This window comes from Rathayibacter sp. VKM Ac-2856, assembly GCF_013205055.1.
Classification (GTDB): Bacteria; Actinomycetota; Actinomycetes; order Actinomycetales; family Microbacteriaceae; genus Rathayibacter.
This window is the reverse complement of the sequence record NZ_JABMLF010000001.1, coordinates 948,216-962,082: the sequence shown is the minus strand read 5'-3', so window position 1 is coordinate 962,082 and position 13,867 is coordinate 948,216. Positions and strand designations below refer to the sequence as shown.

Below are 13,867 nucleotides of genomic sequence, written 5' to 3'. Positions count from 1 at the left end.
GGCGCTGGCGGCGGGGGTGGAGCGGAGGTGAGGGCCCGCGATCACCCGCGACCGGCGGGATCGGCCGCCGGTCCCGAGGAGCGGGCGGCGACCGCGCCCTCGGCGAGGGTCAGGACGAGGGACTCGCCCCCGGGCGCGTCCCGCGGGGAGCGCACGACGTGCCCGGCGCCGTTCTGCACGATCGCGTAGCCGCGGTCGAGGGTGTGCTGGGGCGAGAGCGCGCGGAGGTGGCCGTGAAGGCGCTCGACCTCGAGGTGGGCGCGCTCGATCCGCCGCTCGACGAGCTCGGCGCCGCGGGCGACCCAGCGGGTCAGCTCCTCGGAGCGCTGGTCGACCAGCACGCGGGGCTGGGCGAGGACCGGCCGGGAGCGCAGCTGCGACAGACGGTCGATCTCGTGCGAGACCAGTCCGCTGACCCGGGTCGTCATCCGCAGCCGTGCCTGCTGCACGCGCAGCAGCTCGTCGGACACGTCGGGCACCACCCGCTTCGCGGCGTCGGTCGGGGTCGAGGCGCGGAGGTCGGCGACGTCGTCGAGCAGCGGGCGGTCGGCCTCGTGCCCGATCGCGCTGACGACGGGGGTGGAGCAGCTCGCGACGGCGCGCACCAGCGACTCGTCGCTGAAGCCGAGCAGGTTCTGGAAGTCGCCGCCGCCGCGGGCGATCACGATCACGTCGATGCTCGCGTCGGCGTCGAGGGTGCGCAGCGCCGAGGTGACCTCGGAGACCGTGCGCTCGCCCTGGACGGCGGCGTGGACGACGCGGAAGCGGACGGCGGGCCAGCGCAGCTGGGCGTTGCGGAGGACGTCCTTCTCGGCGTCGGAGTCCCGGCCGGTGATCAGGCCGATGCCGTGCGGGAGGAAGGGGAGGGGCTTCTTGCGGCTCGCCTCGAACAGGCCCTCGGAGGCGAGCTGCCGGCGCAGGCGCTCGAGCTTCTCGAGCAGATCGCCGAGGCCGACGTGGCGCATCTCGAACACCTGCATCGAGAGCGTGCCGCCCTTGACCCAGTAGTTCGGCTTGATCAGCGCGATGACCCGGTCGCCCTGCTTGAGGTCGGCGGGGAGGCGTGCGCGGACCGACGACCAGACGGTGAACCCGACCGTCGCGTCGCCCGAGAGGTCCTTCAGCTTGCCGTAGACGTTGCCGCCCGAGACGCCCCACTGGGTGATCTCGCCCTCGACCCACGCGGTGCCCAGGCGCTCGATCCAGCCCTTGATCTTGCTCGCGAGCAGGCCGACCGGCCACGGGGCGTCGGCGGTGGGAGGGGCGTCTGTCATCGGTGCCTTCGCTGGAGCGGGCGGGGGAGAGGGGGCGGCGGACCCACGACGACAACGGTACGGGATGCCTCCGACACCTCGGCTGCGTCCGTGCGGAGGCGGCGCACGATGTCCCGGCGGTGGCGCGCGACGGCACTGTCCGGCGGATCGTTCCGCGGGCGCGCCGCCACGGTCCTGTGCGAGTTCTCCGCTCCCGCCGGGAGCACGCACGGCACCGCGTAGAATCGACGGGTGAGTGAAGCCCCGATCAGCCTGCCCATGCCGCGCATGCCCCGCGCTACCGGGCGCCTGCGCGACGAGCCCGTCGACGGTGCCAAGCGGGTGCTCCTCGCCGCCCCCCGCGGCTACTGCGCCGGCGTCGACCGCGCGGTCGTCGCCGTCGAGAAGGCCATCGAGCACTACGGCGCCCCCGTGTACGTCCGCAAGCAGATCGTGCACAACGTGCACGTCGTCTCGACGCTCGAGAGCCAGGGCGCGATCTTCGTCGAGGAGGTCGACGAGGTCCCCGAGGGCTCGCACGTCGTCTTCAGCGCCCACGGCGTCTCGCCCGCGGTCGTGCAGGGTGCGGCCGACCGCAACCTCCAGGCGATCGACGCCACCTGCCCGCTCGTCACGAAGGTGCACCGCGAGGCCGTCCGCTTCGCGCGCGACGACTTCGAGATCCTCCTGATCGGCCACGAGGGCCACGAGGAGGTCGAGGGCACGGCGGGCGAGGCACCCGATCACGTGACCCTGGTCGGCAGCCCCGACGACGTCCCGAACATCGTGGTGAAGGACCCGGACAAGGTCGTCTGGCTCTCCCAGACCACGCTGTCGGTCGACGAGACGATGGAGACGGTGCGCCGCCTCCGCGAGCGCTTCCCCAACCTGCAGGACCCGCCCAGCGACGACATCTGCTACGCCACCCAGAACCGCCAGGTCGCGATCAAGAAGGTCGCCGAGAACGCCGAGCTGGTCATCGTGGTCGGCTCCGCCAACTCGTCCAACTCGGTCCGCCTCGTCGAGGTCGCCCTCGAGTACGGCGCCAAGGCCGCGTACCGCGTCGACTACTCGAGCGAGATCAAGCAGGAGTGGCTCGACGGCATCCGCACCGTCGGCGTCACCAGCGGCGCCTCGGTGCCCGAGATCCTCGTGCGCGAGGTGCTCGACGACCTGGCCGCCGCCGGCTACGGCGACGTGGAGGAGGTCAAGACGGCGGAGGAGGACCTCATGTTCTCGCTGCCCAAGGAGCTGCGGAAGGACGTCGCCGGCAAGCGCGACGCCCGCGGTGCCGGCGGACGCGTCAGCGCTCCCGTCCGCGCCTGAGACACTCCGCACATCCGGCGCCTCGCGTCCGATACGCGAGAAGGCCGCCACTCCCGAGGGGAGGGCGGCCTTCTCGCGTTGAAGGAGGGGTGCCGGTGCTACACGTCCGTGCCGGTGCCCGCGGACATCCGCGAGACGTAGTCGGCGAAGGTCGGGTCGCCGAGGATCGCGATGGCCGCGACCGCCAGGGAGAGCACGATCGTCGCCGCGATGCCGATGATCGGCACCAGCACGGCGCGCTTCCCGGCACGCAGGCGCCGGATCGCGATCCAGACCGCGAAGGCGACGATCAGCGCCTGCGCGAGCGCCACGACGATCCCGAGGGTGCGGGCGAGGTCGGGCGAGGCGTAGGTGCCGATGCCCTGGCTCGTGTAGAGCTCGGAGAGCGTGGTGGCGAAGCTCGACGGGTCGAGCAGGGTCGGGACGGCGAAGAAGACGCCGAGCGCCAGCAGGATGATCGTGATGAGGCGGTCGACGGGATGCGCGGCCGAGGCCGTCGCGGCCGGTGCGGTCGCGGGTCGCGGATCCGACTCGGAGCCCCGCGGGTCGGGGACGACGGCCGCGTCCTCCGGAGGCGTCCACGACCAGCCGGGCGGCGCGTACTCGCCGTACTGCGGCTCCGGTCGCTCGGTGCGGCCCGGCTGGTCGTGTGCGTTCGTCACGGAGCGGTGCCCTACTTCCCGGAGTGGCCGGCGGAGCCGAGCTGACGGGTCGCCTCGGCGACGCGGACGGCCATGGCGGACTCGGCGATCTTGCCCCACGAGCGAGGGTCGTAGACCTTCTTGTTGCCGACCTCGCCGTCGACCTTGAGGAAGCCGTCGTAGTTCTTCAGCACGGTGTCGGCGACCGAGCGGCTGAAGGCGTACTGGGTGTCGGTGTCGATGTTCATCTTCACGACGCCGTTGCGGACCGCCTCGGCGATCTCCTCGTCGGTCGAGCCGGAGCCGCCGTGGAAGACGAGGTCGAGCGGGAGCGCCTCGGTGCCGTACTTCTTCTGCAGGCCGTCCTGGATCTCGCGGAGCAGCTCGGGGCGCAGGCGCACGTTGCCGGGCTTGTAGACGCCGTGGACGTTGCCGAAGGTCAGCGCGGCCATGTAGCGGCCCTGCTCGCCGAAGCCGAGGGCCTCGACGGTCGCGATCGCGTCATCGAGCGTCGTGTAGAGGTGCTCGTTGATGTCGTGCGAGACGCCGTCCTCCTCGCCGCCGACGACGCCGATCTCGACCTCGAGGATCGCGTTGATCGCCTTGACGCGGGGGAGGATCTCCTTGGCGATCGCCAGGTTCTCGTCGAGGGGAACGGCCGAGCCGTCCCACATGTGCGACTGGAACAGCGGCTCGCGACCGGCCTTGACCTCCTCCTCGGAGGCGGCGATCAGCGGGTAGACGAAGCCGTCGAGCGCGTTCTGCGGGCAGTGGTCGGTGTGCAGCGCGACGGTGACCGGGTAGTTCTTGGCGACCTCGGTGGCGAACTTCGCGAAGGCGATGGCTCCGGCGGCGCGGTTCTTGACCGTGTGGCCGGCGAAGTAGTCGGCGCCTCCGGTCGTGACCTGGATGATGCCGTCCGAGCCGGCCTCGGAGAGGCCCTGCAGCACCGAGTTGATGGTCTGCGAGGAGGAGACGTTGAACGCGGGGTACGCGAAGCCGCCCTTCTTCGCCTTGTCGAGCATCTCTGCGTACTGGTCCGGGGTAGCGACGGGCATGGCATCTCCTTTGACGGATGAACGGGAGGGGGTCGGGCGAGGCCCGCGTCGGCGTCGAGTCTAGCGAGGCGGCCGCGGCGGTCCCCCCGGGCGCGGGGCACGCCTCCGATAGGCTCGGTCCCGGGATGGGGATCCGCTCCGCGGGTCCTGCGACGACGCCGTCTGCACGAACTCGAACGCGAAGGACTCCGCGCTGTGACCGAAATCGACCACGACTCGCTCTACCTCCACCCGGACCGCAACCTCGGCATGGAGCTCGTCCGCGCCACCGAGGCGGCCGCCATCCGCGCGGTCCCCTTCATCGGCAAGGGCGACAAGAACGCCGCCGACGGCGCCGCCGTCGACGCGATGCGCACCTTCCTCGGCACCGTCAACTTCGACGGGGTCGTCGTCATCGGCGAGGGCGAGAAGGACAACGCCCCGATGCTCTACAACGGCGAGCACGTCGGCAACGGCTCCGGGCCGGCCGCCGACATCGCGGTGGACCCGATCGACGGGACGTCGCTGACCGCCGCGGGCCGCCAGAACGCGCTGTCGATGATCGCGGTCGCCGACCGCGGCGCGATGTTCGACCCCTCGGCCGTCTTCTACATGGAGAAGATCGTCACGGGGCCGGAGGGCGTCGGGATCATCGACATCCAGCGCCCGATCGGCGAGAACATCCGCGCGCTGGCGCGGGCCAAGCGCAAGCCGGTCGATGAGATGCGGATCGCGGTGCTCGACCGCCCCCGCCACGCGCAGCTGATCGACGACATCCGCGCCGCCGGTGCGGGGACGCGCCTGCTGCTCGACGGCGACGTGGCGGGCGGCATCAACGCCGCGCGGCACGACTCGCGGGTCGACATGTGCGTGGGCACCGGAGGGACGCCCGAGGGCATCATCACCGCGTGCGCCATCCGCGCGCTCGGCGGCGTGATCCAGGGCATCCTCCGGCCGAAGGACGATGACGAGCGCCAGCGCGCGATCGACGCGGGTCACGACCTCGACCGCGTTCTGCACGCGAACGACCTGGTCCGCAGCGACAACACCTACTTCGTCGCCACCGGCGTGACCAATGGCGGCCTGGTCAAGGGCGTCCGCAAGGAGGGCCACATCATCACCACGGAGTCGATCGTCCTGCGCTCGCGCTCGGGCACGATCCGCCGCGTGACGGCCCAGCACCTCGCGGAGAAGTGGGTCTAGGAGCGATCTCCCGCCCTGCTGGGCGGGCAGGCGCGCAGCGGCGCTGCGCCCTGCCGGCCGAGTAGCCGCGGCGCTCCATGTTGGTCGAGTAGCCGCGGAGCGGCGTATCGAGACCCACCTCCAATGGACGGTGGATCTCGATACGCGCCCTGCGGGCGCTACTCGATCAGCATGGTGTCGGTCGAGACCCGCCGCTCAGGCGGTGCGCTCGTCCGGGGCGAGGAGCTCGACGGCGGTGAGCCGACGCGGGGAGACGGTGACGCCGGTGACCGGCTCGATCACGCGCGACTCGTCGAGCGAGTCGAACTGGCGCGCGGTGACGAGGACGCGCGTCTCGAGCGAGCCGGCGAAGGCGTTGTAGGAGTCGACGGTCTTCTCGATGGAGCGGCGCAGTCCCTCCGCGTGATCGGCGAGGGTGGCGAGGCGCGTGTAGAGGGTCCTGCCGAGATCGAGCAGGCGCTTCGCGTCGTCCGTCAGGACGTCCTGCTGCCAGGTGTAGGCCACGGTCTTCAGCACCGACCACAGCGTCACCGGCGAGGCGAGAGCCACCCGCTTACGGAAGGCGTACTCGAGCAGGGTCGGGTCCGCGTCGAGGGCGCTCGCGAGCAGGGGCTCGCTGGGGATGAACGCGATGACGAACTCCGGGCTCGCCGGCAGCCCCGTCCAGTAGGCCCGGTTCGCGAGCGCGTCGATGTGCCCGCGCAGCGCGCGGACGTGCGCCCGCAGCAGCCCCGCGCGCCGAGCCTCCTCCTCGGCGCCCGCCCCCGCCGGGATCGCGCTCGCCTCGAGGTACGCGTCGAACGGCACCTTCGCGTCCACCGCGATCGCCTTGCCGCCCGGGAGGCGGACGACCATGTCGGCGCGCCCCCGGCCGCCCTCGCCCTCGAGCCCGAACTGCACATCGAAGTCGACCCGCTGGGTCAGCCCCGCGGCCTCGACCACGTTGCGCAGCTGGGTCTCGCCCCACGCACCGCGGCTGGCGCTCGAGCGCAGCGCCGAGGCGAGCGTCTCGGTCGTGGAGCGGAGCCGCTCGCCGGCGAGGCGCTGCCCCTCCAGCTGCTCGGTGATGGCGCCGAACTGCGCGGCGCGCTCGCTCTCGAGGCGCCGCACCGACTCCTGCATCCCGCGCAGGCTCTCGGCCACGGGGGAGAGGGTCTGCAGGATCCGCGCGTCGTGGCGCTCGCGCTCGGCGACGACGCGCAGCTGCTCCTGCAGCTCGCGGATCTGGTCGCGGGCGGAGCCGAGGTGCTCGCGGTGCTGCTCGACGACCGACTCGTGACGCTCCTCGAGGCCCTCCGCGCGCGCCTGAGCGGTGGCCAGCTCGAGGGCGAGCGCGGTGTCGGGAGTGCGGCCGCGGGCGAGCAGCACGGCGACGACGGCGGCGAGGAGGGCGCCGATGACGAGACCGAGGACGAAGCTGAGTTCCATGCGCCGAGGAGACCACGGACCTCCGACATCCGAGCGGCGACACTCCTCGGCAGGCCCGATCGGTGCCCCGCACGGCCGCTAGCGTGGAGGGATGAGCTCGGCCGATCCCTCCGCCGCCTCCCGGTCCGCCGTGCGGCGCCGACGGGGAGGGGCGGCGGCCCTGGCGGCCCTCGCGGTCGTGCTGCTGCTGCCCGCGGCGGCGGATCTCGAGGCCGTGGCCGCCCCGGCGCATGAGCCGCCGAGCATCCGGATGTGGACCGATCTGGCGGGCGGCGTCGACGAGTCCGGCTTCGATCCCGGCGACATCGTCTCGGACGAGGTCTTCTTCGACGGCGACGCCCTCGGCCCGCTGACGATCCAGGCGTTCCTCGATGCACGCGTGCCGGACTGCGCGGGGACGGACGTCCCGTGCCTGCGGGACTACGCCGAGGACACCGGCGACGTGGCCGCGGACGAGCAGTGCGACGCCTACCGCGGCGGCGCGGACCGCTCCGCCGCGGACATCATCGGCTCGGTCGCGGGGGCCTGCGACGTCAGCCCCGCCGTGCTGCTGACGCTGCTGCAGAAGGAGCAGTCGCTGGTCACCGACAGCGCGCCGAGCGAGCGCCAGTTCCGCAGCGCCACCGGCTACGGCTGCCCGGACACGGCGGACTGCGACAGCGACTACTTCGGCTTCTTCGGCCAGGTCTACGGGGCGGCCTGGCAGTTCCAGCGCTACCGCAACCCCGAGAGCAGCTTCGACTGGTACCCGGTGGGCGAGACCAGCGAGATCCAGTACTCGCCGGACGCGGCGTGCGGGACCGCCCCGGTGCGGATCGAGAACGCGGCGACGGCGGGTCTCTACTACTACACGCCCTACCAGCCGAACGCGGCGGCCCTGGCGAACCTGTACGGCTCGGGCGACGCCTGCTCCGCCTACGGCAACCGCAACTTCTGGCGCATCTTCAGCAACTGGTTCGGCGACCCGAGCCCCGGGGAGTGAGCCGGGTCGCGGGCGTCAGGCGGCGACCGGCGCCTTCGGGCGGAGGCGCTTGACCGAGACGCCGGCGAGCTCGCCGAGCTCGGCCAGGCTCGCGGCCCCGTGGCGGCGGGCGGCGTGCACCACGATCGCCGCGCACGCCTCGGCGTCGGCGGACGCGTCGTGGTGGCGGAAGTCGTCGTAGCCGGCGGCGAACGCGACGGACGGCAGACGGTAGGACTCGAGCTCGTAGGTCTTGCGGGCGAGCTGGAGCGAGCAGAGGTAGTCGTAGGCGGGGAGCTCGAGCGCGGTCGCGGCGCAGGCGGCGCGGATGACGCTCATGTCGAAGCCGGCGTTGTGCGCGACGAACACGTCCTCGCCGGCGAAGGCGACGAGGTCGGCGAACTGCTCGACCCAGGAGGCGGCGCCGTGCACGTCGTGCTTGCGGATGCCGTGGATGCGGCTGTTCCACTCGAGGAAGTCGTCGTAGCCGTAGGGCGGGCGGATGAGCCAGCCCGCACGGTCGACGACGCGGCCGTCGCGGACCTTGACGAGGCCGACCGAGCAGGCCGAGGCTCCGTGCGAGTTGGCGGTCTCGAAGTCGATGGCGGTGAAGTCGATGGGCACGCTCCAGCCTCTCACGCACCTCCGACGCCGCCCGGAGCGGCACGCGGCGCCCCCGCGGCCCACGCCCGGGCCCCCGCGACCACGCCGTAGGATGGATGCCCGTGGCTCTCACTATCGCAATCGTCGGACTCCCCAACGTCGGCAAGTCGACGCTCTTCAACGCGCTGACCAAGAACACGGTGCTCGCCGCGAACTACCCGTTCGCGACGATCGAGCCCAACGTCGGAGTCGTGAACCTGCCCGACTCCCGCCTCGAGGTGCTCGCCGGCATCTTCGGCTCGGAGCGGATCCTCCCCGCCCCCGTCTCCTTCGTCGACATCGCCGGCATCGTCCGCGGTGCCTCGGAGGGCGAGGGCCTGGGCAACAAGTTCCTCGCCAACATCCGCGAGGCCGACGCCATCGCGCAGGTCATCCGCGGCTTCGAGGACGCCGACGTCGTGCACGTCGACGGCAAGGTCGACGCCGCCAGCGACATGGAGACCATCAACACCGAGCTCGTCCTCGCGGACCTGCAGACCCTCGAGAAGGCCGAGGCGCGGTACGAGAAGGAGCTCAAGGGGAAGAAGATCGAGCCGATCGTCCTCGAGACGGCGAAGAAGGCCCGCGAGTTCCTCGACACCGGCAAGCCGCTCTCCGCGTCCTCGATCGAGCTCGAGCCGATCCGCGAGCTCGGCCTGCTGACCGCGAAGCCCTTCATCTACGTCTTCAACGTCGACGAGGCGGTGCTGACCGACGAGGCGCGCAAGGCCGAGCTGGCCGCGCTGGTCGCCCCCGCGCACGCGATCTTCCTCGACGCCAAGATCGAGTCCGAGCTGATCGACCTCGACGAGGCGGACGCCGCCGAGATGCTCGAGTCCACCGGCCAGACCGAGTCGGGCCTCAACCAGCTCGCGACCATCGGCTTCGACACCCTGGGCCTGCAGACCTACCTCACGGCGGGCCCGAAGGAGACGCGCGCCTGGACGATCGGCAAGGGCTGGACCGCTCCGCAGGCGGCCGGCGTGATCCACACCGACTTCCAGAAGGGCTTCATCAAGGCCGAGATCATCTCGTTCGACGACCTCGTCGAGACCGGCTCGATCGCCGAGGCCCGCGCCAAGGGCAAGGCCCGCATCGAGGGCAAGGACTACGTCATGCAGGACGGCGACGTGGTGGAGTTCCGCTTCAACGTGTGACGCGGTTCTCCTCTGCGAGCCGGGCGGCGGGGGGACCGCGCAGCGCAGGCGCCTGGAAGTACGGGTCTGCTCGGCGCGAATCGCTGGTGACGAGGTCGGATGGCGCGCCAGCGTCGGTGCCGGGCATTCCTCCACGATCCAGCTCTGACATACTCGGGCAACGCCGTGCGACACGAGGGGAAGACGTGCCGGGGAGACCACCGCATCCGGATGCCCGTGCCGAGCAGTTCCTTCAGTGGTTGGAGAGCATCGGGTGGTCGGTCGTACTCGGCGACGCTCACTTCCTCGGTCGGTGCGGTGGGACCTGCGGGCACCGTGAACTCGTGCAGAACGTGGCCGAGATCCGACCGATGATTGAGATCCGACGACGGTCGGTGGAAAAGTACTCGTGTACGACCGAGGAGGAAGACCGATGATGCAGGGCTACGTGGAAGTGAGCTGCATCGTCATCGGAGCAGCTGAGGAGTCTGAGTTCGATGACGCGATCTGCAGCGTGGCCACCGAGATGTCCCGCCTTGAAGGCGGTCTCGGAGTCGCGATCTCGGGCTCGGCGTCGACACGCTCCCTCGTCTTCGAGATCCCTGTCGATGACGAGGACGACACGAGTGATCCGCTCACCTGGGCCCTGGCTCTCGTCCGCGCCGCATCGCACGCCGCGTCGCTGGGGACGCCGGGCTGGCCGACAGTGCGTGTCGAGGAGATGCGCCGTGACAGCGTCGAGGCGCCCGCGGTGGTCTGAGTCCTCCGCCGTGTTCTTGTGAACACGGCGACCACTCGTCGTCCGAGACGCGCGACCGCCCGGGCGCACCTGCCCGGGCGGAAACGGTCTGTCGTCGTCGGTGCGGGGTGGTTCTGACGCGACGGGCGTCCGAAGCCGCGATTCAGGGGGACGCGTGCGATGAGCAGCGGTGAAGAACGACAGCGGATCCTGCGTTTCTGGTGGCTCCTCGAGCTGTTCAGTCCGCAGAGCGTGCCGCGGCCGACACCTCGTGCAGCGGGGGCGGCCGACAGGCAGGTGATCGAGTGGCGGCCGGGAGATCCGCTGCCGTGGAAGGTACTGCCGACTCCGCGGCGAGTGGGCGGGTCCGAGCGTGCGTGGCGACACACGGTGTACCTGGGCGTCTACGACCTCGAATCGACGTACGACAGCCTTCAGCGCGCGTTCGGGGAGGACACGGACGCGTACGACGAACGGTCGGCGGGCCGTAGCGCTGCGGCCGGCCTTCTCGTGGGTGCCGACGGCGTTCTGGCGGTCGACTCCGCGGTCCTCTCATCCGCGCTGTGGGCGGTCGGGCGGATCGGGACACACGGCATCGATGATCCGGAGTGGGCAGCGGGCTTCCCCGAGGCGGTGAAGGCGTTCCGAGAGGCGGTGGACGAGCACGAGGGCGGGCGCCCGGGCGGTCGTGGCGACGCCGCCCCCGCACAGGACTCCGAATCGCTGACCGCGCTGACACGGCTCGCTCATGAGATGGAGGGGGTGAGCGGAAGGCCGGAGCTCGCCACGCCCGTCGCGGTCATCCAGTCCGTCGCCGTCTCCGTCCGGCGCCAGGACGACCCGGCTGACATCGACTTCCTCAACAGCCTGTTCCTCGACGACCTCGCGGCCGTCCGCGCCGCGGTCGCGAAGGGGCACGGCGGCGAGGCGCTGACCGAGTATCTGACGAGCGGGGGCCGGCTCGACGAGAGCTCCCGCGTCGATGTCATGCTCGACGACGCGGCGACCGAGGACGGCGTCGTCGTCGAGCGGCTTCCGCTCGGGCGCTGGCCGTCCACGCCCGAGCACGGTCTCTCCCTGCGTCAGCAGTTCGCGGTGAACCGGGCACTGGTCGATCTCGGGCCCGGACGCGGACTGATGGGCGTGAACGGACCGCCCGGCACGGGCAAGACGACGATGCTCCGCGACATACTGGCGGGCAACGTCGTCGAGCGGGCCCGCCGCCTCGCCGCCCTCGAGCGAGCGGAGGACGCGTTCGGTCCGAAGACTCATTGCTGGAAGGCCGGTGACGGCCGCACGCGCATCGTGCGGGAGGTGCGGCCGGAGTTGACCGGCTACGAGATGGTCGTCGCCTCCGCCAACAACGCGGCCGTGGAGAACGTGACGGCGGAGATCCCGGCGCGAACGGCGATCGACCGCCCGTGGAGCGAAGAGGCGGACTACTTCGCCGACATCGCTAGAGAGGTGCTCGCTGCTTCCACGTCCCGGAGCGACGGTGATGAGGCTGTCGATGCGTGGGGCCTGGTGGCGGCACGACTCGGCAACAAGCGCAATCGCAGCGCGTTCCAGTCGGCCTTCTGGTTCGGCGGAAGGGGCTCGGCGAGCGGTGCCTACGAACCGGACGCGGCCGGCGGCATGCTGGCGTTGCTCAAGGAGTGGCGCGACGGCGCCGGCCCGCCTCGCTCGTGGAAGGCTGCGCGGGACGCTTTCGCGGAGGCGGAGCGGCGCGTCGAGGCGCTGCTCGAACAACGGCGGGAGCAGCAGGCACGCCACTCGACGCTTCCCCGCGCGGTGGAGGAGCAGAACCGGATCGCGGAGATCGTCACATCGCTCCGGTCCCGCCTCGACGCTGCGAAAGAGGAGCGGATCGCCCGCGAAGCCGCTGTCGATGGTGCGAGCGCTCTCCTCGCGAGCATCGAGGTCGCCCGGGAGCGCATCCGTGCCCGGAGGCCCGGTGTGCTCGCGACGATCATGTCCCTCGGTCGGTCACGACGCGACTGGCGAAGAGAACTGACTCCGGTCGAGGCCTCGGCCCGTGCGGCGAGCGCCGCCCGCGACGAGGAACGATCCCTGCTCGCCGGGATCGACGACCGCGGAGAGCGGCTCGACCGCGACCTCGCGAGCGCTCGGCGTGAGCGGGCGCAGGCGACGGAGTCCCTCGCCCGGCTGAGGCAGCAGCTCGCCGCCGACGAGGAGCAGGTCGGTGCCGGGTACCCGGGCGAGGCGTGGACCGGGAACGCCCGAGAGATGCGCGCCCCCTGGCTCGACCCGGTGCTGGACGAAGCCCGGTCCGATCTCTTCCTCGCTGCACTGGACCTCCACAGGGATCTCCTCGCGAACACGGCGGCCGAGATGATCCCCGGGCTGCGGGCGGCGCTCGACATCGTCGTGGGCGGAGGGCCGCGCGGGCTCGAGCCGGCCAAGCGGCGGGCGGCCTGGCAGCTCTTCTTCCTCGTCGTCCCGCTGGTCTCGACGACGTTCGCCTCGCTCGGGCGGATGTTCGGCGACGTCGGTCAGGAGAGCATCGGCTGGCTCCTCATCGACGAGGCAGGCCAGGCCTGCCCGCAGTACGCCGCAGGAGCGATCTGGCGGGCGCGCCGAGTCGTCGTGGTCGGTGATCCCCTCCAGCTCCAGCCCGTCGTGACGATGCCGCGGAAGGCTCAGCGCGACATCGCCTCCGCGTTCGGCTTGGACGACACCTGGATTCCTCCGCAGGCGTCGGTGCAGACCCTGGCCGACAGGGTCTCCTTGCACGGCACGACACTCACGCAGGCCGATCGTCAGGTGTGGGTGAGTGCACCGCTCACCGTGCACCGCCGCTGCGACGACCCGATGTTCAGCCTCTGCAACGCGATCGCCTACGGCGGCATCATGGTGAACGGCGTGAAGCGCGACCTCACTCACCCTGAGAAGCCCGATCTCTTCGACAGTGAAGCCGGCCCACGCGTCGTCACGAGCCGGTGGATCGACGAAGCGGCTCCGACACCGGGAACACATCTCCAGGAGAATCAGATCGCGCGCCTCGAGAGCGGTCTGTCGTATCTCAAGGGGCTCGGGATCCCTCCGAGCCAGGTGATCGCGATCTCGCCGTTCCGCGCTGTCGCCGATCGGCTCTCTGCGCTGTCCACGCAGTATCCGGGTCTCACGGCGGGCACGATCCACACGGCGCAGGGGAGGGAGGCGCCCGTGGTGTTCCTGGTCCTGGGCGGGGATCCGAGCTCGCCAGGGGCTCGCGCGTGGGCCGCCTCCTCCGTCAACCTCGTGAACGTCGCGGCCAGTCGAGCCAGCCGTCGACTGTTCGTCATCGGCGACCGCGACGCGTGGCGAGGGCACGACTACTTCCGCGAGCTCGCTGGACATCTGTCTGTCGACACCGATCGCCAGAGCTGACGTCTCTTCTTCTCGGGTTCGGGTGATCTCGGTTGCTCGCGGATCGCGCACTTCCCTGCGCGCGCGATCTCACCTCGGTATTATCAGGTGATGGCCATGACTCTTGGACCG

11 protein-coding genes are annotated in these 13,867 nt (G+C 71.2%); 6 read left to right on the top strand and 5 right to left on the bottom strand.

Going from position 1 to position 13,867, the window contains the following annotated elements; genetic code table 11:
- Window positions 1–41: 41 nt before the first annotated feature.
- On the bottom strand, window positions 42–1,274 hold the full coding sequence (gene xseA, locus HQQ82_RS04440; protein WP_173231830.1) for an exodeoxyribonuclease VII large subunit: 1,233 nt from the start codon (window positions 1,272–1,274) through the stop codon (window positions 42–44).
- Between the two features lie 258 nt (window positions 1,275–1,532).
- On the opposite strand from xseA, the gene HQQ82_RS04435 reads away from it, so the two are divergent.
- Window positions 1,533–2,579: a 4-hydroxy-3-methylbut-2-enyl diphosphate reductase gene (locus tag HQQ82_RS04435; protein WP_173232326.1), complete on the top strand. Its 1,047-nt coding sequence runs from the start codon at window positions 1,533–1,535 to the stop codon at window positions 2,577–2,579.
- A 98-nt stretch (window positions 2,580–2,677) separates the two neighbouring features.
- Here the strand turns inward: HQQ82_RS04435 and HQQ82_RS04430 are convergent, their stop codons facing one another.
- Together HQQ82_RS04430 and fbaA are read right to left on the bottom strand one after the other, a co-directional pair.
- The gene (locus HQQ82_RS04430; RefSeq protein ID WP_173231829.1) at window positions 2,678–3,241 is read right to left on the bottom strand and encodes a DUF6264 family protein; all 564 of its coding nucleotides are present in this window, start codon (window positions 3,239–3,241) and stop codon (window positions 2,678–2,680) included.
- Window positions 3,242–3,252: 11 nt separating this feature from the next.
- Window positions 3,253–4,278 carry a class II fructose-bisphosphate aldolase gene (gene fbaA, locus HQQ82_RS04425; protein WP_173231828.1) on the bottom strand — a complete coding sequence of 342 codons (1,026 nt, stop codon included), beginning with the start codon at window positions 4,276–4,278 and terminating at the stop codon, window positions 3,253–3,255.
- Window positions 4,279–4,527: 249 nt separating this feature from the next.
- Here fbaA and glpX point away from each other — a divergent pair, with 249 nt between their 5' ends.
- Window positions 4,528–5,460 (top strand): class II fructose-bisphosphatase, encoded by a 933-nt coding sequence (gene glpX, locus HQQ82_RS04420; RefSeq protein WP_123704712.1) that lies wholly within the window; start codon window positions 4,528–4,530, stop codon window positions 5,458–5,460.
- 195 nt (window positions 5,461–5,655) lie between these two features.
- On the opposite strand, the gene HQQ82_RS04415 is transcribed toward glpX, so the two are convergent.
- Window positions 5,656–6,888, bottom strand: coding sequence for a DNA recombination protein RmuC (locus tag HQQ82_RS04415; RefSeq protein WP_173231827.1), 1,233 nt, complete (start codon window positions 6,886–6,888; stop codon window positions 5,656–5,658).
- 91 nt (window positions 6,889–6,979) lie between these two features.
- On the opposite strand from HQQ82_RS04415, the gene HQQ82_RS04410 reads away from it, so the two are divergent.
- Window positions 6,980–7,870 (top strand): hemagglutinin, encoded by an 891-nt coding sequence (locus HQQ82_RS04410; RefSeq protein ID WP_173231826.1) that lies wholly within the window; start codon window positions 6,980–6,982, stop codon window positions 7,868–7,870.
- 15 nt (window positions 7,871–7,885) lie between these two features.
- Here the strand turns inward: HQQ82_RS04410 and HQQ82_RS04405 are convergent, their stop codons facing one another.
- On the bottom strand, window positions 7,886–8,473 hold the full coding sequence (locus HQQ82_RS04405) for an exonuclease domain-containing protein (protein ID WP_173231825.1): 588 nt from the start codon (window positions 8,471–8,473) through the stop codon (window positions 7,886–7,888).
- 101 nt (window positions 8,474–8,574) lie between these two features.
- Between HQQ82_RS04405 and ychF the strand changes: the two genes are divergently transcribed.
- From ychF to HQQ82_RS04390, 3 genes are all read left to right on the top strand, one after another.
- Entirely contained in the window at window positions 8,575–9,648 is a 1,074-nt protein-coding gene (ychF, locus tag HQQ82_RS04400; RefSeq protein WP_173231824.1) for a redox-regulated ATPase YchF, read from the top strand.
- A 412-nt stretch (window positions 9,649–10,060) separates the two neighbouring features.
- Window positions 10,061–10,387, top strand: a complete 327-nt coding sequence (locus HQQ82_RS04395; RefSeq protein WP_173231823.1) for a hypothetical protein — start codon at window positions 10,061–10,063, stop codon at window positions 10,385–10,387.
- Between the two features lie 159 nt (window positions 10,388–10,546).
- Complete coding sequence (locus tag HQQ82_RS04390; RefSeq protein WP_173231822.1) at window positions 10,547–13,756, top strand: DEAD/DEAH box helicase; 3,210 nt, start codon at window positions 10,547–10,549, stop codon at window positions 13,754–13,756.
- Window positions 13,757–13,867: the final 111 nt, after the last annotated feature.

Excerpts from the sequence above, each read along its gene's own strand:
- xseA (WP_173231830.1), bottom strand. The coding sequence starts at position 1,274 with ATGACAGACGCCCCTCCCACCGCCGACGCCCCGTGGCCGGTCGGCCTG.
- HQQ82_RS04435 (WP_173232326.1), top strand. The coding sequence starts at position 1,533 with ATGCCGCGCATGCCCCGCGCTACCGGGCGCCTGCGCGACGAGCCCGTC.
- fbaA (WP_173231828.1), bottom strand. The coding sequence starts at position 4,278 with ATGCCCGTCGCTACCCCGGACCAGTACGCAGAGATGCTCGACAAGGCG.
- glpX (WP_123704712.1), top strand. The coding sequence starts at position 4,528 with ATGGAGCTCGTCCGCGCCACCGAGGCGGCCGCCATCCGCGCGGTCCCC.
- HQQ82_RS04415 (WP_173231827.1), bottom strand. The coding sequence starts at position 6,888 with ATGGAACTCAGCTTCGTCCTCGGTCTCGTCATCGGCGCCCTCCTCGCC.
- HQQ82_RS04410 (WP_173231826.1), top strand. The coding sequence starts at position 6,980 with ATGAGCTCGGCCGATCCCTCCGCCGCCTCCCGGTCCGCCGTGCGGCGC.
- HQQ82_RS04395 (WP_173231823.1), top strand. The coding sequence starts at position 10,061 with ATGATGCAGGGCTACGTGGAAGTGAGCTGCATCGTCATCGGAGCAGCT.
- HQQ82_RS04390 (WP_173231822.1), top strand. The coding sequence starts at position 10,547 with ATGAGCAGCGGTGAAGAACGACAGCGGATCCTGCGTTTCTGGTGGCTC.